Below are 17,909 nucleotides of genomic sequence, written 5' to 3'. Positions count from 1 at the left end.
ATTGGGCATTGGGCATTGGGCATTGGGCATTGGGCATTGGGCATTGGGCATTGGGAATTAGGAAGAATTTCTGCCCCTCTGCTCCCCTGCTCCCCTGCTTTCCTGCTCCCTCATCTCCACATCACCAAACAAAAATCATTGCAGGTTTAGGTTGGTGGGTATTTAATTATGGCGATCGCCGAGTAGTTGGTCATAATGGTTCGATACTAGGATTTGCAAGTAACATTACCCGCTTTATTGATGACAAAATTACTGTAATGTTACTTTGCAATCTAGATAAAATTTCCCGACTAGATGCGATCGCTAAAGAAATCGCTGGATATTATTGTCCAGCCCTTAAGAAAGTAGTACTTCAGCCTCCATTATGAGAAACAGAGGTAATAATTACGAATTACGAATTACGAACTTGTACTGAGCGTAGCCGAAGTATTACGAATTATTTTGGCTCCTATTGTGATAACTTAGCGGGTTTCAAGTTTCTGGCTTTGTAGAACATTTCTAAACTATTGCGATCGCCTACAAAACGCCAGTGCCAAGGCTCATAACTTACACCTTGAGCATTATCTTTGGGAAATGACATTTCAAAACCAAAACGCGCTGCATTTGCTTGTAGCCACCGATAAGCCTTGGTATTGTCAAAGTTAGTTTGAAGATTAGTTGCTGGTACCGATCCGTCTCCAACATCCACTGCATAACCTGTGTGATGTTCGCTATGACCAGGAGGAGCGCTGAGGGCGGCTCGTTCTGCTGGCGTTTGATTTCGCTGGGCACCGACAGCAAAAAACAACTGCTCTTGGTCTTTGACTGAGCGAAAGCCAGAAATTGGCACTACAATTACACCTGAACTCCGGGCTGCTGCTACCATCTCCTCAAATTTTTGGGCAGCAGTTTTTCGCATTCTAATGCCCCTATTTGCGGAGATGGTTACTAGTTCTGACTCAGGGGCTTCTGGGTATGGAAAATGCCCTAACACAGTATCGCTAGAATTATTAGATGCTGCGGTCGTCCCCGGAGCAGAAGTAGCTGGTAAAGGTTGAGAATCGGCGGTTTTTTTGGGTGCAGTCACGAAAAACCACAAACCGCTAATTAAAGATAGCAGGACAAATCCTGTTACTCCCCCAATCAAAATAATTCGGGGTTGCAACCAAATTTTAGGTGCTGCAACAGGGGTATCGCGTACAGCCACTGGAATATCATCACCAAAGTCATTCGATGAGTTTTGCGGTTTTCCAGAAAACCCTGCCTTATTCAAGGGTAAACTCCTGTTTTTGTGGAATAGCCATAACAGATTTTGCACTGGACAAAAGTAGACGTAACAGGTAGCATTTTACATCTGTGGTTCTTAGGCGCAATCTTGACAAACCTTTTAGAACTATACGTCAAGCTGGGAGGATTAGTCCTGGTAGGTTTTATCCTGGGACGCAAACTACCTGTAACAGTTCCTACACGTTTAGGACTGTTTCTTTTTTGGGTGGGAGTACCCATAAGCATAGTATCGTTTTTGCGTCAATCTAGTTTATCAGGGCAAATTTGGATTGCACCTGCGATCGCTTACCTAGCTATTTTACTAGGAGCATTTTTAGCTTGGTTAGTCATTAAAGGACAAGCCTATTTTAGAAAGACTGTTTCCCAACCATCAACTCAGGCTAGCTTGATATTAGCCGCAATGTTGGGTAATACTGGTTATCTTGGCTTTCCCATTACCTTAGCAATGGTAGGCAAGGAATACTTTGCTTGGGCGCTATTTTACGATTTATTAGGTTCATTCCCAGGAGCTTATGGCTTGGGTGTGTTGCTAGCAGCGCGTTTTGGTGTTGGTGTCCATAATCATTGGCAGACTGCTAGGGCCATCTTAATTAATCCTGCCTTATGGAGTTTCGGATTTGGCTTGCTGGTTCGAGAAGCGACAATTCCCACAGTAGTAGAATTCTGTTTGGAGAAATTTGCTTGGTATAGTGTAGCTTTATCCCTGGTGTTAATCGGAATGCGACTAGGGCTGCTTAAATCTTGGGGTAGCTTACCACAAGCAGGGATAAGCTTGGGAATCAAAATGTTGCTAGTTCCCTTGATATTGGGTAGCATCTTACCACTGTTTGGATTAACTGGTTCCACAGCAAAGGTAATTATCTTACAAATGGCCATGCCTCCAGCTTTTGCCACACTGGTAATTGCTGAGACATTCAATCTCGATCGCGATCTGGCAGTTACTGCCTTAGCTGCTGGGGCTATAGTATTACTGGTTACTCTCCCTGTTTGGCTGTGGCTGTTTTGATTTTGGATTTATGCACTGCGATACATATCAGTTAAAGTTCTACAGGATGCTGCCCATAATATGGCAAAGCCTCTGACCAATTAGGAATTTTGCCCTCTTGCCAATCGAGATTAGCTAGTTCCAAAATACTTGTCACCGTCGCTGCTAGACCAGATTGAGCTTGAATCAGCTGATAATTAGTGTTCCAATTTGCTAAAGTTTCCTGCCACGCTTCTGGTGTCAACACTCTATCTGACAAACACACTTTTAGTTTAAAAGTATCTGGCTGAAACTGATAAATAGCAGCAAAAATTTGACCTCGTTGTGCTGGCATTTCTACAGCAATAGTTTTTGAATTTTGACTTTTGCCTGCTTCTGACCAAGCTACCGCAGCCAAAGTTGAAATCGCAAATACAGGAATATCTAACTGTTGCCCTAAAGTCCGAGCAGTAACAACACCAATCCGAGTTCCGGTAAAGCCACCGGGGCCTTTTGCAACTGCAATAAAGGACAAATCTGCCCAAGTTTGTGGTTTAATAAATTCAATTAAATATTGATGCACTAAACTAGATAAATCACGCCCCAGATTCCAAGTTTGAGAGCGGGTTTCAACAGCAAAGTTAGTAATTGCCAAACCCAATTCGGGAGTGGTGGTGTGTAGTGCTAAGGCGTATTTATTTATTACAAAACCTTCTAGTTCCGTTGTCAAAGTTACTTAAAATATCTATTTTTATAGAGTTAACGTGATTTATTTATTCCAGCATATAACAACATAGCGGTTCTTAAGTAACAATCAATTAAAGGGTCTTGTTACAATGTTTGTGAGAGCCAATCCTGTTCACTCTCTAAAAGCGATCGCGGCTAAGATGAGGGATTTGGATTACCGCCTTGCTGTTTTAGTAGATAGTCCAAAACTCGGTCAATTCGCTCTAAGGTAGCACCTGTGGTGAGTTGAAACTCCTGAAACTGAGATTTTTGTTCTTCAAAGCTTCGGTCAAGCTTTAGCATAAGTGCTTCTAATCGCTCAGTTCGTGCCTTTGTTTCCTCGATCTCACTGCCTGCCTTTGTAAATAGGCGTTGCGTGTGAGTGATAAAACTATCAACCTTATCAGAAAGTTGGTCAATCTTCCCCCCTATCTGGTCAACACGTGCCCCTAGTTGATCGAGGTGAGATTGGGTACGGTCTTGTTTTATGGTCAACTCATCAAGGTGAGATTGGGTACGGTCTTGTTTTATGGTCAACTGGTCAACACGCACCCCTATCTGGTCAAGGTGAGATTGGGTACGGTCTTGTTTTATGGTCAACTCATCAAGGTGAGATTGGGTACGGTCTTGTTTTATGGTCAACTCATCAACACGCACCCCTATCTGGTCAAGGTGAGATTGGGTAAGGTCTTGTTTTATGGTCAACTCATCAAGGTGAGATTGGGTACGGTCTTGTTTTATGGTCAACTCATCAAGCCGCCTGCTTGCTGATTCGGCATAGCTAGCAGTAGACACTAGCAATCGCTTAACAATTTCAAGTTCATCTTCTATATGATCTAGTCGTTGTACGTTGGTCATGCTGTTGTCTTTGGCTAGCTTTTTTATCTTCTGCGATCGCTTGAGTGACAATAACTTTTGTTAGTTATGGGACGCTTCAAAATTCTCTTGCCGCCCATCGTTCTAAGTACTGCCACTCTTGTTCATTTTCTATCAAGTCGGCACTAATTCACCAGGACGCAACTTCGACCACTTACCTGTTTCCCGTTTAAAGCTCAGACAACCAACAACATCCCATTCCATTTCAATCACATCATCTTTTGTCCGAATGTTGACATTGATAGAAGGTTCATTCGGATCAAAATTTGGTGTTTCAGTCAAGTGAGGCTGTTGGTGCTGCCCTTCTACGGCATGATAGGTAACACAGCTGTCTACATAGTGGCAGTTCACGCAAATACACATAATAGAACCAACTCCAGGGGCCTTTATTGTTAATCTAACTTAAGCCCAACTGTTATTCATGAGTTGCTGGGTTGATTTTTATTACAATGCACGAATCAATTCCTTCTACCCTCGCTCCCGAAAATTGGCCTTTTAGCTTGGAATTCTTGCCACAACCCGCTTACATGGTAGGTGGTGCTGTCCGAGATGCGATCCTGGGCAGAACTCGTGAATATCTGGATCTAGATTTTGTTATACCATTTAAGGCGGTAAAGGTAGCCAGAGCGATCGCTCATCATTACAAAGCTGGTTTTGTGTTACTCGATGCCGAACGACAAATTGCGCGTGTGGTTTTTCCCCACGCTACAGCTGACTTTGCCCAACAGGAAGGAAATAGTTTAGAAGTTGATTTGCACAGACGGGACTTTACGGTAAATGCGATCGCTTATAATCCCCATACACAAGAAATTATCGATCCTCTGCAAGGTTATCTAGACTTACAACAGGGCATTTTGCGAATGGTATCACCTGCGAACCTAGAAGATGACCCTTTGCGGTTAATGCGAGGTTATCGCCAAGCCGCCCAACTAGGTTTTACTATTGAGCCAGCTACCCAAGCCGCAATTCGTTCTTTGGCATCACATCTTAGCAAAGTTGCAGCCGAAAGAGTTAGGGTAGAAATTGGCTATCTATTGGCAAATTCTCAAGGTACTCCTTGGATTACAATGGCCTGGGAAGATGGTTTACTTGCCCCTTTCTTCAAAAATGCCACCCGTGAAAGCTTGCTCAAACTAGCAGCAGTTGACACAGCTGCCGCCTTACTCACAGAAAATTGGCAACAACTAGGCGTACAACTGCAAGAATATGTCCGCGATAGTATTAAAACTACTTGGCTAGGTATTGCCAAACTTGCTTGTCTCGTCAACCCAGATCCAGAATTAGCAGAAATAGAGCTACAGGAACTAACTTATAGTCGTGCCGAAATCCGAGGTGTAACTACTGCTTTGAAACTGTTACCGCAATTTCAAGTAGTTGATATGTCGTTGCGAGAACAATACTTTTTGTTTCATGATGCAGATATTGTGTTCCCGACTACGGCAGTGCTAGCTGTAGCAATTAATTATTTGCTAGAGGCAATATCTGGTGACAAGCCACTACAGACAGCAGTGGAAACTAAAGCAATGGGCTACCAAATCTTAGCACCTTTGATCGACCGCTACCTTAACCCTAATGATGCGATCGCTCATCCCACTCCCCTAGTAAGCGGGAAGGAGTTGATTACAACATTAGATATTCCAGCTTCGCCAATTATCGGTCAACTGCTAACTGAAATTGGCGTAGCACAAGCTGAGGGGAAACTTTCAACTCCAACAGAGGCGATCGCTTATGCACGTCAGTTACTTGATGGTTAAATATACTTAATTAATTTGAGGCTCAAAGGTTGACTCAATCAAAGTTTCAAAATCTTGCTTCGATTATTGTTTTCCAAGAGTGACAAAACAGAGTTAAAATACCGATCTTTAGAGCTAATTTGTAAACTCAAGTAAAGTACTTGTTTAAGAAGGGTTTCAGTAATTTAAGTCAATACAGCACTTATTCGCTGAAACTCAGACCTAGCAAGGATTTGAGTACTCTTCAGATTCTCTTTACGAATCAGCTCTTATGGTCAATCCTTGCAATTACATACATCAATTATGCTAATATTTGCTTGATGTTATGACTGCTTTACGATGTTATTTCCTAATTAGCACTGATGGACAACCGAATGAACCATATATTAAGCTATTGATTTTTATGCTTTAGTTGGTCGTTCGTACATTCAATTAAACACTTGCTATAAACAAAGACTTTCAGGTTTTCCTGATGGGTGGAGTTTTGATGAATAGCTTTTCTTGGACAGGACTAACTGCTTATGAATGAACAGCCTTTAATTTTGGTTGTAGAACAGAGTTTACATGATTTAGAGCTACTTAATTCTCATCTAGGAATATTAAATTTTTCATGTATTTGTACTAAACAAGGGGTGAGGGCTGTGATGTTGGCACAAACTCATCAACCAAATTTAATTCTGCTAGATATGAAGCTATCTAATTTGAGTGCGAACCGAGTCATTGACAATCTCAAAGATGACTCAAAAACTGCTACCATTCCAATCATTGCAGTCACACCTATAACAACAGTACAAAACGAGCGCTTCACAATGCTCACAGCATTTGATGATTGCATTACTAAACCCTATGATTTTAATCAATTAGAAGTGGTAATCAGTCGCCACATCAGTCAGCTAAATTCCTAATATTTATCTTGGGAATAGGTTCGGGATTACGAAGTTCGGGTAATTCTTTGAGAATTACAACAATCCCAGTACGACCTGTTATTAAATTTGTATTTGTCATCAGGTAAAGGACAGGTTGACCAATAATTTCTTCAATCAAATTTTTTAAATCTGGTTTAATTATTTTTTCTAAATATAATCGTACTTGTTCAGCTAAAGTATCATAACCTCCTTTCAGTAAAGTTTGTTCAGCTTGAGTAACCGAGTTTTCTATAGAAATTACGATTTCAGTATCAAAAAAATGACAAATGATTTGGCTAGGAGACTTTCCTAATCTTTCATTATATAATTTGATGATTTGCTTTGATATTTCTGTTTCTAATTGTGCGATAGTCGGTTGTATCATTAGTACCTACTATGTAATATTTATCGTTTTAATCGAAAAATTAATTAAATTATCCAACATTATAGATGATTATGGAATAACTCAGAAAAATAATCACCATTTTATATAAAGTTACTGTATCAATGTGATGTATTTAGTATGTATTTATTTAAGAATATTGCCATATTTAATGAAGTAAAATTTGTTAACTTACGATTTGTGCAGTGTTAGGTTAATAACTGGATTTGAGCGTCATTCGATTGAGCTAATCAGCTTATTTTGTGTTATATAAGCTTAGGTGTAGCCCACCGTGCCTGTATCTCATAACCCAGTACTTAATTAGCGATGTTTATCCAAATGGTCATCAATGACAGAGGCATATAATATTACATCGGAATGTAATGTATATCACAAGACTCTCTATACCTTCCGGTGCAGCTAGTAAGCAGATAAATTTAGGTTCTATTAAAGAGTATATTAGCTACTAAGATAATTTGTGAAAAACTAATACAACATATTCGGCATTAATTTTTAGAAGCTCATCACATTCTTTACGGGCAAAGCAACTGTGATTGTGTAATTTCATAGCGCTTAGTAATTCCTGGTAAATACCAAACTGGCTCAACTGCGGCTTTGGTAATAACCAAATTACCGCCTGGTTTCATAATCTTGCCATCTACCTGCAAACAACCTTTATCTAACTGCATATTGCAGTTCTAGTATATTGATGTCGCCAAAGAAAGCTGCTAGCTACCTAAGTCAGTTTTTATTTTTATGACTCTAAATATCTAGTATGGTATTAGTCATATTGTTGAACACAATAAATCATACATAAATTTCATAATTAGCAATTAATCAAGATTAATTTAAAGATGACTTTAAAAATGATTCAATCCATGTATTTTGTGAGAAAGTTAATACAAAGGTATATTCACTGATCTCAAATTCATGGATTCTTTATTTATCAATTCCTTACTTGAAGAGTTGAAAAACCCGGATGCCACAGTGCGCGACAAGGCAACCAGAAAAATCTGGCGGATCTGGTTTCAGCAAAAGGGAATCTATGGGCTGGAAATAATTGACCGCAGTCAAAAGTTACTGGATGCAGGTGAAATTGCTGAAGCTGAAATAGCGCTGACGGCATTAATTAAAGACCAGCCAGATTTTGCCGAAGCTTGGAATCGTCGAGCTTTCCTCTATTACAGTATTGGCGATTATCAAAAATCTCTGGCTGATTGTCAGATGGTTGTACAGATAAATCCAATACATTTTGGGGCGCTTCATGGTATGGGCTTATGCTATGCAGCAATAGGAGAGTATAGTCAAGCTATCCGAGCTTTTCAACGTGCTTTAGAAATTCAGCCCTATTCCCTAGTGAATCAAAAGTTGATTCTAGAATGTACATTTAGATTCAGCTACAACGGCAGATAGGAGAGAGCATCATACTGTCTTACGAATCTGTTATCATCCTCATCAACAACAATTCATCGCCTTACTCGCCATAGTTTTATTCAATACGCTTCTAGCTGAATTAATAGCAGCGTTATTGCTGCTTGTACTAAGAGTAATCAACTGTAAACTAACAATTCTCGGTTGAATAAAGTTAACTTAAGTACAAACTAGATAGCACAAGCAGAACATGGTGGATTTTACCAAACGATGTCTACGACAGTCTACGCCTATGTCACTGGTCAAACACTACAGTTTAAGATGTAACTATCAAGGAGGAGTGGTCTTTAGGCGCTCAGTGGTAATTAATTGTTGATGGGGATACGGTAGATTTCTTTATGAGTTATGGTATAAATGCGTGAATGCCATAGCCACAGTTATAGCAATTTTCAAGAAAGACCCCTGGTGTCTTATTGCACATCCCAACTCAGCAATTAAAATTCTTGCCAATCTTAGCTTTTACTCTGTTAAACTAAAGGTTTTTCTAACTATAGCAATCCTAAATGAGTTGTCAAAATCGAGAGACTAAGAGGATATATATAGATGGTTCCGGTGATTGTAGGCGAGATCATAAAAGCGTTCAAATATTCCTGCTTTGCCATTGTTTAGGATTACGTTTGACGTGGTAACAAGCAATTACAGTGATAACATTTTCTTCTACAATATAAATAACACCATAGGGAAACCTACGTATTAATAATCGCCGCGCTTGTCGATACACCACGGGATAAGCTGAAGGATTACGTCCGATTAATGCTAAACAGCTATCAACGGCACGTACAAACTCCGAACCTACTCCAGAATCACGTTGCTCATACCATTCAAAAGCATCTTGAATATCCAGTTCTGCTTCTGGACTAATTATTAACTGATAGCTCATTCAGTTAAACCTAGTCTTTGCTTGACGGATTGCCAGTTTGAACCTTGGTTTGGGTTTTGGCGATGCATCTCCAAGCGTCTATCTAATTCTTGTTTTTGCTCATCGTTGAGAGGAACTTCATCGGGTGTGGTAAGAATGCTGTCCCATAAGTCCTCGGCAAGCTGTATACGTTCAGATACACTTAGTTCAGAAATATCGACTTTTAATATAGGGTGCATGGTTGTTGTTAATGTACTTAGTTAAATATAAACTTCTTTTAAATTATAAATGACTTATCTTAATTACCAGTTAAATAAAGCATCAATTCTTATCTTTTGATGAAGCCTGCGGCGTTGTGTCTTTAAAATTTGAACACATAGCCAAAGTTCGGACAAACAAATACAAGCGTAGATTTTGGTAATCTATAGGAAAAGCAATACTAGATTTACACTCTACATATTGCCCTTCTATCAACTGAGAAAACTTTAAATTTTGCCCGTCGTATCTCCAAAGTTCAGTTACACCCAAAGCTGAATAAATCCCCAATTTGTTAACTGAACTGCTGGTAATGTCAATCTCAATTGCTAAGTCAGGCGGCAAATCATTTTCTAAATCTAAAGTTTGCTTACCCCTAATAGCTAGTTCATTCTGGATATAGTAGCAAGTATCTGGTTCTATTCCCCACTTTAATATTTTCCGCTTCAATGTTGTAGAACCAGCGCTTCTAATTTCAATTCCTAATTCTCCAGCTAAGACTAGAATAAAACGGTCAAATTGAATTTTTGGGTTTTCATGTTCAAAAAGTGGAGTCATAATTTCTAAAACACCGCAATCATAAGCAAACCGAGAACCTCTATCTTCACCTGTATCTCTCAACAAGGCTTCAAAGGTTTCCCAACTAATGTTATATAGCACTGTTCTTTGTTCACCAACTGTTGACTTGACAATCATATTAAAATAATTCGTAATTTGTAATTCGTAATTAATTCATGATTTTAAGCTATCTTTCCCCGCACCCAAGTGCTAAAGGATTCCAGCAAATTAATTTTATCTATAGTTTTACTTTGCTGAATAAATTTCTTCATATCATGAACACAAATTAAAGTAAAGTCACTGTATGACAGTTTAGTTGCTCCTATAAATAATCGAAACAGCAAAATTGTGCCAACTATTGTTAGTTAATAACTGGCACAATCAGCATCTAAAATTTTGTCTACTTTTAACTAGAGAAATCAGCAAAAAAATCAATAGTTTCTTTCAGTGCTTTGATGAAAATATCAATTTCCTCACGGGTATTGTAGAAAGATAGACTTGCTCGTGCGGTTGCAGCAAGACCTAAGTAACGGTGTAATGGTTGTGTACAGTGATGTCCAGAACGGATGGCAACGCCTTCTTGATCTAATAATGTAGATAAGTCGTTAGCGTGAACTTCCCCGGCTGTGAACGACGCAAGAGCGGCTCTCCCTTCACCTTTTGCATTTGGTTTGGGGCCGTAAATTCTAATTTGGGGAATTTGCTCTAATTGTTGGAACAAATAAGCCGTTAATTCTGCTTCGTAGGCGTGGATTTTATCCATACCAATACTGCTAAGATAATCGATCGCAGCACCAAGTGCGATCGCTTCTCCAATTGCAGGTGTACCAGCTTCAAATTTATGCGGTAATTCTGCATAAGTGGAATGGTCTAAGTAAACCTCTGCAATCATCTCACCACCACCAAAAAAAGGTGGCATTGATTCTAACAGTTCCAATTTGCCATACAGAAATCCTATCCCAGTTGGAGCGCACATTTTATGACCAGATGCTACCAACCAATCACAATCTATTTTTTGTACATCGACAGGATAATGGGGAACACTTTGGCAAGCATCAACTAAAAATTTAGCACCATAGCTGTGAGCGATCGCAGCAATTTCTTCTACTGGATTAATGCAACCCAAAGTATTAGAAATATGCACTACCGACACCAGCTTAGTTTTCTCAGAAATCAGCTTTTTAAACTGTTCCAAATCAAAAGTTTCTTCTGGTGTTAATTCAACAAATTTCAGTACTGCACCCGTTTTTTGTGCTACCAATTGCCAAGGCACAATATTACTGTGGTGTTCCATCACCGAGAGAATAATTTCATCTCCCGGCTGCAAATTATTCATTCCCCAGCTATAAGCTACTAGGTTAATTGCCTCACTTGCGTTGCGGGTGTAAACAATTTCCTGACGGGATGCAGCATTAATGAATTTGGCAACTTTATCTCTAGCACCTTCATAAGCATCAGTAGCTTTAGCACTTAGAGAATGGGCACCTCGATGCACGTTAGCATTATATTGCTCGTAATAATCCCGTAGGGTATTTAATACGAATAAAGGCTTTTGCGAAGTCGCAGCATTATCGAGATAAACCAGGGGTTTCTCGTTGACTTCCTGATGCAATATCGGGAAGTCAGCGCGAACTTTATCAGCAAGGGTTTTGGTAGGAGTAAAAGTCATTGGTAGATTACGTTATTACTCATTAGTCAGGGACTTGAGATTATTCACTTTGTTTAAAAGGATTTCTCGCAGAGAGGGAACTGGTATTTTGTTGATAACTTCAGCAGCGAAGGCGTTAATTAACAACTTCCGAGCATCGTTTTCATCAATTCCCCGACTTTGCAGATAGAATATTTCGTCATCTTCTAATTGGCTAACGGTAGCACCGTGGGCGCACTTTACATTATCCGCAGTAATTTCCAGTTGGGGTTTGGTATCAACTCTGGCTTTCGATGATAGTAGCAAATTGCGATTCAACTGGGATGCATTTGTTAACTGCGCTAGTTTGGGTACAAAAACTTTACCATTGAACACCGCATGAGCGCGATCGCCTACAATACATTTATGCAATTGGTCACTTGTACCGTGGGGATGGTTAAGTGCGATCGCACTGTGAGTATCAGACAATTGCTTACCATAAATTATCGTCAAACCATTGAGAGTAGTTTGTGTCTGCTCACCAGTTTGCAAAATTTCTAAATTGTGCCGCGACAACTTCGCACCTAAAGTTATGGCATGACAAGTATATCGACTATCACGAGCTTGTGCGATCGCAGTCTTCCCAATATGAAAAGCCTCTGCACCTTCTTGCTCAACCCTAGTGTGACTCACCTCAGCATTGTCACCAACCCAAACTTCCGTAACCGCGTTAGTTAAGTAAACTTCTTCCTCTTGTGGGGTAGGCATCTTGCCTGCCACATACTCTTCAACCAACGTCACCTGCGAACCACTTTCCGCCACTACCAAACAACGCGGCTGCGAAATCGTCGCTGTCTCACCCGCAACCGAAATAAACACCAAATGAATTGGCGTTTCAACTACCACATTCTTCTTCACCCACACCACAGCTGCATCAGTTATTCCAGCCGTATTGAGAGCAGTAAAAACTTCCTGCGCTCCCTCAGCTTGAGCTAAATACTGCCGTACACCTTCCTGCTCAACCGCAGACAAACCAGCCAAATTACTCACCACAATTCCAGATGGTAAATCTGAAACTGCTGATAACTCCGGCGCAAAAACGCCATTAACAAATACCAAACGACTATTAGCCGCCTCTGGCAAAATATCAAACTGCAAAGACGCAAAATTTACCGCCTCTACATTATTAAATTGCACCTTTCGCAGAGACGACAAATCAGTAAATCGCCATTCTTCCTCGCGGGTAGTCGGGAGAATCGAGTGACGTACCCAATTTGCAGCACTTTGGCGTAATTCCTGCAACCAACCTTCTGTTTTCGTTGCCGTTACTTGATTTAACAACCCAGTCAGATAATCATCTCTATCTAGCAGAGTTGATGTCAAACTGACTACATTGGAATTAGGAATAGGACTAGGAGATACTTGAATACTCATTACACACCCACCTCAGCAGCTGCAAACTCTTCCAGCACCCAGTCATAACCGCGAGACTCTAATTGCAGCGCCAGTTCTTTACCACCACTCGTAATAATCCGCCCCTGTGCCATCACATGCACAAAATCAGGCACAATATAATCGAGTAACCGTTGGTAGTGAGTAATTAAAATTGTCGAATTTTCTGGACTTGCCAGTTGATTTACCCCATTCGCCACAATTCGGAGCGCGTCAATATCCAAACCCGAATCTGTTTCATCCAAAATTCCTAACTTTGGTTCTAGCAGCGCCATTTGCAAAATTTCATTCCGCTTCTTCTCACCACCAGAAAACCCTTCATTCAAACTCCGACTGAGAAAACTGGCATTCATCTTCACCACATCCAGCTTTTCCTCAATCAAATCGTCAAAATCAAAAGCGTCTATTTCCTCTAAACCTTGCGCCTTGCGACGGGAATTGTACGCCACCCGCAAGAAATCCAAATTGCTCACACCCGGAATTTCTAACGGATACTGAAACGCCAAAAATACACCACTTCTAGCGCGTTCCTCTGGTTCCAACTCCAACAGATTTTGCCCTTGGAAAATCACTTCACCGCCAGTCACCTCATACGCCGGATGCCCAGCCAACACCTTAGAAAAGGTACTCTTACCAGAACCATTCGGCCCCATAATCGCATGAATTTCACCCGATCGCACCTCCAGATTCACACCCTTCAAAATCGGTGTCCCATCAACATTAGCCGTCAGATTCCGTACCGACAGCACAACTTCGCTATTTTCAATAATCATTTTCTCTCCCTTCTCTCTTCGCGGTTCGTCATTCTTCCAAAAGATAAACACAGAGACATCGGCGTTCTGTGTTTATCCTTGCTTCCATTTATCCAACACTGCCTTCCAACTTCAAACTCAACAACTTATCAGCTTCCACAGCAAACTCCATCGGTAGCTGATTAAAAACATCCTTACAGAAGCCGCTAACCATCATTGAAATGGCATCTTCTGCTGAAATACCCCGTTGAGCAAAGTAGAAAAGTTGATCTTCCCCAATCTTAGAAGTAGAAGCTTCATGCTCCACCTTACCAGTATTATTTTGCACCTGGATATAAGGGAAAGTATTAGCATGGGCATTATCCCCAATCAGCATTGAGTCGCACTGGGAATAATTTCTCGCGCCTTTAGCCGTCGGATTGACTTTCACTAAACCCCGATAGCTATTACTAGAATTACCTGCGGAGATTCCTTTAGAAATAATTGTACTGCGGGTATTTTTACCTACGTGAATCATCTTTGTACCCGTATCAGCTTGCTGCATATTATTTGTCAGCGCCACCGAGTAGAACTCACCCACAGAGTTATCACCCACCAACACGCAGCTAGGATATTTCCAAGTAATTGCCGAACCTGTTTCTACTTGAGTCCAGGAAATCTTGGAATTAACGCCCTGACACAAACCGCGTTTGGTGACAAAGTTGTAAATACCGCCTTTACCATTGGCATCTCCAGCGTACCAATTTTGGACGGTGGAATATTTAATTTCCGCGTTATCCAGAGCGACAAGTTCCACAACGGCGGCGTGCAACTGGTTGCTGTCATACATTGGTGCGGTGCAACCTTCCAGGTAAGAAACATAACTACCTTCTTCGGCGACAATCAAAGTCCGCTCAAATTGTCCCGTGTCACCAGAGTTGATGCGGAAGTAGGTAGACAGTTCCATTGGGCATTTTACGCCTTTAGGAATATAGACAAAAGAACCATCGCTAAATACGGCAGCGTTCAAGGCGGCAAAATAATTGTCAGCTATGGGAACAACGCTACCCAAATATTTTTTGATCAGTTCTGGGTGTTCTTGCAACGCTTCCGAAAACGAACAGAAAATAACGCCATCTTCCGCTAGCTTTTCTTTAAATGTAGTGGCGACAGAAACGCTATCGAAAATTGCATCGACGGCGACGTTTGCCAGTCGTTTCTGTTCAGATAGAGAAATGCCTAACTTCTCGAAGGTTTCTAAAAGTGTTGGATCAACTTCATCCAAGCTGTTTAGTTTTTCTTTCTTGCGTTTTGGCGCTGAGTAATAAATGATATCCTGATAATTGATTGGCGGATACTTGACATTCGGCCAAGTTGGTTCCGTCATTTTTTGCCACTGGCGATAAGCTCTGAGGCGAAAGTCCAGCATGAACTGCGGCTCGTTCTTCTTAGAGGAGATCAAGCGGATAACGTCCTCGTCTAGTCCACGCGGAATAGTGTCGGCCTCAATGTCCGTGACAAAGCCGTACTTGTAGGGTTGGTTGACTAAGGTTTTGACAGTGGCACTCATCAGTAATAATCTCTCGTGTTCGGAACTTGAATCTCTCTATAAGGATGGGAGACGGGGTTTCTTTAGCCGATTCCCATCTACCGTTACGGAATGGTTACACGGCTGCTAGAATAGTGGTGGAGAGTAAAACAACAGCTATGTTGTTTAATCTATCTTCATTTTACGCTAAATTAACAACAACAATGTTGTCAAAGTCAAACAATTTTGGATTTTAGATTTGCAATTTTGGATTGAAAGAGACCACAAAGGTGCTTGGCTCAGGGATTTTAGATTGACGATAGCGTAGCGGGGCATATACTAGAAAACTTTTTTAATCCAAAATCCAAAATCCAAAATCCGAAATTGGCACGGTCAAATTTTCAAAGAAATTAATTTTTGGGGCGTTCGCTGAACGTCTCGCACCACATGAAGATGGCGACTACCCACCAGTCCTCAACCAAGCAAGATATCCTAGAATATCTGCACAAACACGAAAAAGCAACGGCTTTAGAGCTAGCTGAAGTTTTAGACGTTACCCCCCAAGCTATTCGTCGCCATCTCAAAGATTTGGAGACGGAGGAGCTAGTTTTGTATTCGACATCAGTGCAGGCGGCAGGGATGGGGCGTCCGCAGCATCTTTATGAATTGAGTCGTCAAGGACGCGATCGCTTGCACCGAACAATGAGCGATCGCTTTGGTGATGCAAGCGGAAATTTTGCGGTTTCGTTGCTAGACACCTTAGCCGAAACGGTAGGACACGATCAATTTAAATCGATTTTAGAGAAACAGTGGCAGCGCAAAGCGAAAGAATACCGCGATCGCGTGGGTAACGGTTCACTGCGAGAACGTGTAGCCAACTTAGTTGAGTTGAGAAAAGCGGAAGGCTTCATGGCGGAGTATCACCCTGTTGATGTGAATGACTGCTTTGAGAGCGATCGCTTTATCTTAATGGAGCATAACTGCGCCATTTCTAACGTTGCCGAGTCTTTTCCTAGCATCTGTGGTCACGAATTAGAAATGTTTGCAGCCGTCTTACCAGATTGTAACGTAGAGCGCACCCACTGGATTATTGATGGCGAACATCGTTGTGGTTATTTAGTACAAATTCGTCATTAGTCATTAGTCCTTTGTCATTTGTCATTTGTCATTTTTTTAATAACTAATACCTAACTAACTTTGAGATAGCATTTCATTTTTTCATTTATGGATGTATCACCACAGCAACCATCAACACAATTTTTAACCCTGGAAGAGTCAGCAAAAGTAGATGCGGCGTTGTTGTCTTCCCCAGAAAAGTTTTTAACAAGATTGACAATTTCATCACTGAAGCTTTTGAAGCATATTGCCCAAGAGTACGGTGTTGCTATTGAAGATTTGACAGCGCAGCAAGTAATTGCCTGGTTTGAAAAAGATGGAAAAATTCGTCGCGAGCAGGGAATTGAAGGTTCATATCTAAAATGGTGAACTGTGGTAGTAAAGTTTGCATTTTATGTTCAGTTAAGAAAATTGTAGGTTGGGTAGAACGAAGTAAAACTCAACAAAGTTAAGGAAATGTTGGGTTTCGTTCCTCAATCCAACCTACGTAGAAGTTGAGTTTTAGGTTTAACAACTGTATTGTGCTATAAACAAAAAGCACCTTTTTAAAGGTGCTTTTTTTTATAAATAACATTTGATTTTTCAAACAATTATTTAAGTTTAAGTATTGTAAGTGTTAGTCCGAGGACTACGAGCGCCAGTTACGGCTCCAATCATTGAGGCTATTAAACCCAACAAAGAACCAAACACAAACCACCACAATCCTGAACGTAAATTAGCTGCCGTTTCACGAGCTTGTTGGGCACTTATGTTTGCTTGTGGTACATTAACACCACCTTGCTGTTGTACCTGGTTTATGACTTCTCCTGCGTTAGAAGCAGCAACACCAAAAGCACCAGATACTCCACTTGCTAAAAGCCATGAGCTAACTGCCAAAGTCGTTGCCCAAAGAATTGCACCGTTCAGAAGCGCTGTATTGCGGTTCATGGGCCCACAAGCACGGGCTGTAACCCAACCACCAGTAAATAGGGAAATTAGTAAAGCGATAGTTGACCAAAGCCCCGCATTACCCGCAGCGTTAGGGGCAATTGTTCTGGGCGCACCTGAACCTTCAACTGTGCCTGCTGCAAACGCACCAATGATAGCGCTCAAAATTAATTGGGTAGCTAAGGAAACCAACAAACCAGAGATAATCGGCCCCCAGCGAACAAGATCGTGATATTCGGCTACTCTGCCTGCTACCGCAGGCTCAGTATGAATAGCGTCATTACCTGTCCGATTTACGTATGACATAGCTTATGTTCTCCAGTGCTGTTTCAGCAAAGTTGCTGCTTAGGTATATTCATGTTTATGCTTAAAATTAAATAACTAAACTAGCTGTTTTAATCTCTATCGATAGAAAGATTTAATAGGTGTATCTTTAGTGAGAAAAATAGATTTGCTTTCACAATTTTTAATATAATTTAGTAATTATTTATGCATTAAGAATTTTTTCTAAATTTTCAAATAAAAATTATTAACTTAAAATGCAAATATTAGCTAGCTATCATCTATTAGATA

General features: G+C 40.8%; 20 protein-coding genes and 1 pseudogene. 7 read left to right on the top strand and 14 right to left on the bottom strand.

Translation table 11 applies throughout. The features are described from left to right. Positions 1-368 (top strand): annotated as a pseudogene (locus RMX89_RS31285) (hypothetical protein); the annotation flags it as partial. An 80-nt stretch (positions 369-448) separates the two neighbouring features. Here RMX89_RS31285 and RMX89_RS31280 read toward each other — a convergent pair. Beyond that, the gene (locus RMX89_RS31280; RefSeq protein ID WP_322691675.1) at positions 449-1,252 is read right to left on the bottom strand and encodes a M15 family metallopeptidase; all 804 of its coding nucleotides are present in this window, start codon (positions 1,250-1,252) and stop codon (positions 449-451) included. 102 nt (positions 1,253-1,354) lie between these two features. Between RMX89_RS31280 and RMX89_RS31275 the strand changes: the two genes are divergently transcribed. Next, entirely contained in the window at positions 1,355-2,272 is a 918-nt protein-coding gene (locus RMX89_RS31275; protein ID WP_322691678.1) for an AEC family transporter, read from the top strand. Between the two features lie 31 nt (positions 2,273-2,303). Here RMX89_RS31275 and tsaB read toward each other — a convergent pair whose 3' ends face one another. The 3 genes from tsaB to RMX89_RS31260 all read right to left on the bottom strand — a co-directional run bounded on the left by tsaB (position 2,304) and on the right by RMX89_RS31260 (position 4,195). Beyond that, positions 2,304-2,960, bottom strand: a complete 657-nt coding sequence (tsaB, locus tag RMX89_RS31270) for a tRNA (adenosine(37)-N6)-threonylcarbamoyltransferase complex dimerization subunit type 1 TsaB (RefSeq protein ID WP_322691674.1) — start codon at positions 2,958-2,960, stop codon at positions 2,304-2,306. A 152-nt stretch (positions 2,961-3,112) separates the two neighbouring features. Beyond that, on the bottom strand, positions 3,113-3,814 hold the full coding sequence (locus tag RMX89_RS31265; RefSeq protein WP_322691673.1) for a 6-aminohexanoate hydrolase: 702 nt from the start codon (positions 3,812-3,814) through the stop codon (positions 3,113-3,115). Between the two features lie 132 nt (positions 3,815-3,946). Next, positions 3,947-4,195 carry a Ycf34 family protein gene (locus RMX89_RS31260; protein WP_118167283.1) on the bottom strand — a complete coding sequence of 83 codons (249 nt, stop codon included), beginning with the start codon at positions 4,193-4,195 and terminating at the stop codon, positions 3,947-3,949. An 86-nt stretch (positions 4,196-4,281) separates the two neighbouring features. On the opposite strand from RMX89_RS31260, the gene RMX89_RS31255 reads away from it, so the two are divergent. Further along, the gene (locus RMX89_RS31255) at positions 4,282-5,586 is read left to right on the top strand and encodes a CCA tRNA nucleotidyltransferase (protein ID WP_322691672.1); all 1,305 of its coding nucleotides are present in this window, start codon (positions 4,282-4,284) and stop codon (positions 5,584-5,586) included. Positions 5,587-6,086: 500 nt separating this feature from the next. After that, positions 6,087-6,470 carry a response regulator gene (locus RMX89_RS31250; RefSeq protein ID WP_322691671.1) on the top strand — a complete coding sequence of 128 codons (384 nt, stop codon included), beginning with the start codon at positions 6,087-6,089 and terminating at the stop codon, positions 6,468-6,470. Here the strand turns inward: RMX89_RS31250 and RMX89_RS31245 are convergent. Together RMX89_RS31245 and RMX89_RS31240 are read right to left on the bottom strand one after the other, a co-directional pair. Further along, the gene (locus tag RMX89_RS31245; protein ID WP_322672627.1) at positions 6,451-6,855 is read right to left on the bottom strand and encodes a DUF2294 domain-containing protein; all 405 of its coding nucleotides are present in this window, start codon (positions 6,853-6,855) and stop codon (positions 6,451-6,453) included. The genes RMX89_RS31250 and RMX89_RS31245 overlap by 20 nt on opposite strands. Before the next feature lie 530 nt (positions 6,856-7,385). Further along, complete coding sequence (locus RMX89_RS31240) at positions 7,386-7,541, bottom strand: hypothetical protein (protein WP_409882213.1); 156 nt, start codon at positions 7,539-7,541, stop codon at positions 7,386-7,388. Between the two features lie 241 nt (positions 7,542-7,782). Between RMX89_RS31240 and RMX89_RS31235 the strand changes: the two genes are divergently transcribed. Continuing rightward, positions 7,783-8,265, top strand: a complete 483-nt coding sequence (locus RMX89_RS31235) for a tetratricopeptide repeat protein (RefSeq protein ID WP_322672628.1) — start codon at positions 7,783-7,785, stop codon at positions 8,263-8,265. Between the two features lie 598 nt (positions 8,266-8,863). Here RMX89_RS31235 and RMX89_RS31230 read toward each other — a convergent pair. The 7 genes from RMX89_RS31230 to sufB all read right to left on the bottom strand — a co-directional run bounded on the left by RMX89_RS31230 (position 8,864) and on the right by sufB (position 15,335). Beyond that, complete coding sequence (locus tag RMX89_RS31230) at positions 8,864-9,163, bottom strand: type II toxin-antitoxin system RelE/ParE family toxin (RefSeq protein WP_109009499.1); 300 nt, start codon at positions 9,161-9,163, stop codon at positions 8,864-8,866. Then, complete coding sequence (locus tag RMX89_RS31225) at positions 9,160-9,381, bottom strand: addiction module protein (RefSeq protein WP_322691670.1); 222 nt, start codon at positions 9,379-9,381, stop codon at positions 9,160-9,162. The genes RMX89_RS31230 and RMX89_RS31225 overlap by 4 nt, the downstream gene beginning before the upstream one ends. Positions 9,382-9,463: 82 nt before the next feature. Further along, entirely contained in the window at positions 9,464-10,093 is a 630-nt protein-coding gene (locus RMX89_RS31220; RefSeq protein WP_322691669.1) for a Uma2 family endonuclease, read from the bottom strand. Positions 10,094-10,361: 268 nt separating this feature from the next. After that, entirely contained in the window at positions 10,362-11,624 is a 1,263-nt protein-coding gene (locus RMX89_RS31215; protein WP_322691668.1) for a cysteine desulfurase, read from the bottom strand. 15 nt (positions 11,625-11,639) lie between these two features. Then, positions 11,640-13,016, bottom strand: a complete 1,377-nt coding sequence (sufD, locus tag RMX89_RS31210; RefSeq protein WP_322691667.1) for a Fe-S cluster assembly protein SufD — start codon at positions 13,014-13,016, stop codon at positions 11,640-11,642. Continuing rightward, positions 13,016-13,807: a Fe-S cluster assembly ATPase SufC gene (gene sufC / locus RMX89_RS31205; protein WP_322691666.1), complete on the bottom strand. Its 792-nt coding sequence runs from the start codon at positions 13,805-13,807 to the stop codon at positions 13,016-13,018. The genes sufD and sufC overlap by 1 nt, the downstream gene beginning before the upstream one ends. An 88-nt stretch (positions 13,808-13,895) precedes the next feature. Then, positions 13,896-15,335 carry a Fe-S cluster assembly protein SufB gene (gene sufB, locus RMX89_RS31200; protein WP_229459601.1) on the bottom strand — a complete coding sequence of 480 codons (1,440 nt, stop codon included), beginning with the start codon at positions 15,333-15,335 and terminating at the stop codon, positions 13,896-13,898. Between the two features lie 411 nt (positions 15,336-15,746). On the opposite strand from sufB, the gene sufR reads away from it, so the two are divergent. Continuing rightward, complete coding sequence (sufR, locus tag RMX89_RS31195; RefSeq protein ID WP_322691677.1) at positions 15,747-16,430, top strand: iron-sulfur cluster biosynthesis transcriptional regulator SufR; 684 nt, start codon at positions 15,747-15,749, stop codon at positions 16,428-16,430. A gap of 87 nt (positions 16,431-16,517) precedes the next feature. Continuing rightward, complete coding sequence (locus RMX89_RS31190; RefSeq protein WP_322672636.1) at positions 16,518-16,778, top strand: hypothetical protein; 261 nt, start codon at positions 16,518-16,520, stop codon at positions 16,776-16,778. A 231-nt stretch (positions 16,779-17,009) separates the two neighbouring features. On the opposite strand, the gene RMX89_RS31185 is transcribed toward RMX89_RS31190, so the two are convergent. After that, the gene (locus tag RMX89_RS31185) at positions 17,010-17,642 is read right to left on the bottom strand and encodes a hypothetical protein (protein WP_322672637.1); all 633 of its coding nucleotides are present in this window, start codon (positions 17,640-17,642) and stop codon (positions 17,010-17,012) included. Between the last annotated feature and the right edge of the window lie 267 nt (positions 17,643-17,909).

Source organism: Nostoc sp. DedSLP04, assembly GCF_034530775.1.
GTDB lineage: Bacteria > Cyanobacteriota > Cyanobacteriia > Cyanobacteriales > Nostocaceae > Nostoc.
The sequence above is the reverse complement of the archived record's forward strand: the minus strand, read 5'-3'. Positions and strand labels throughout refer to the sequence as shown.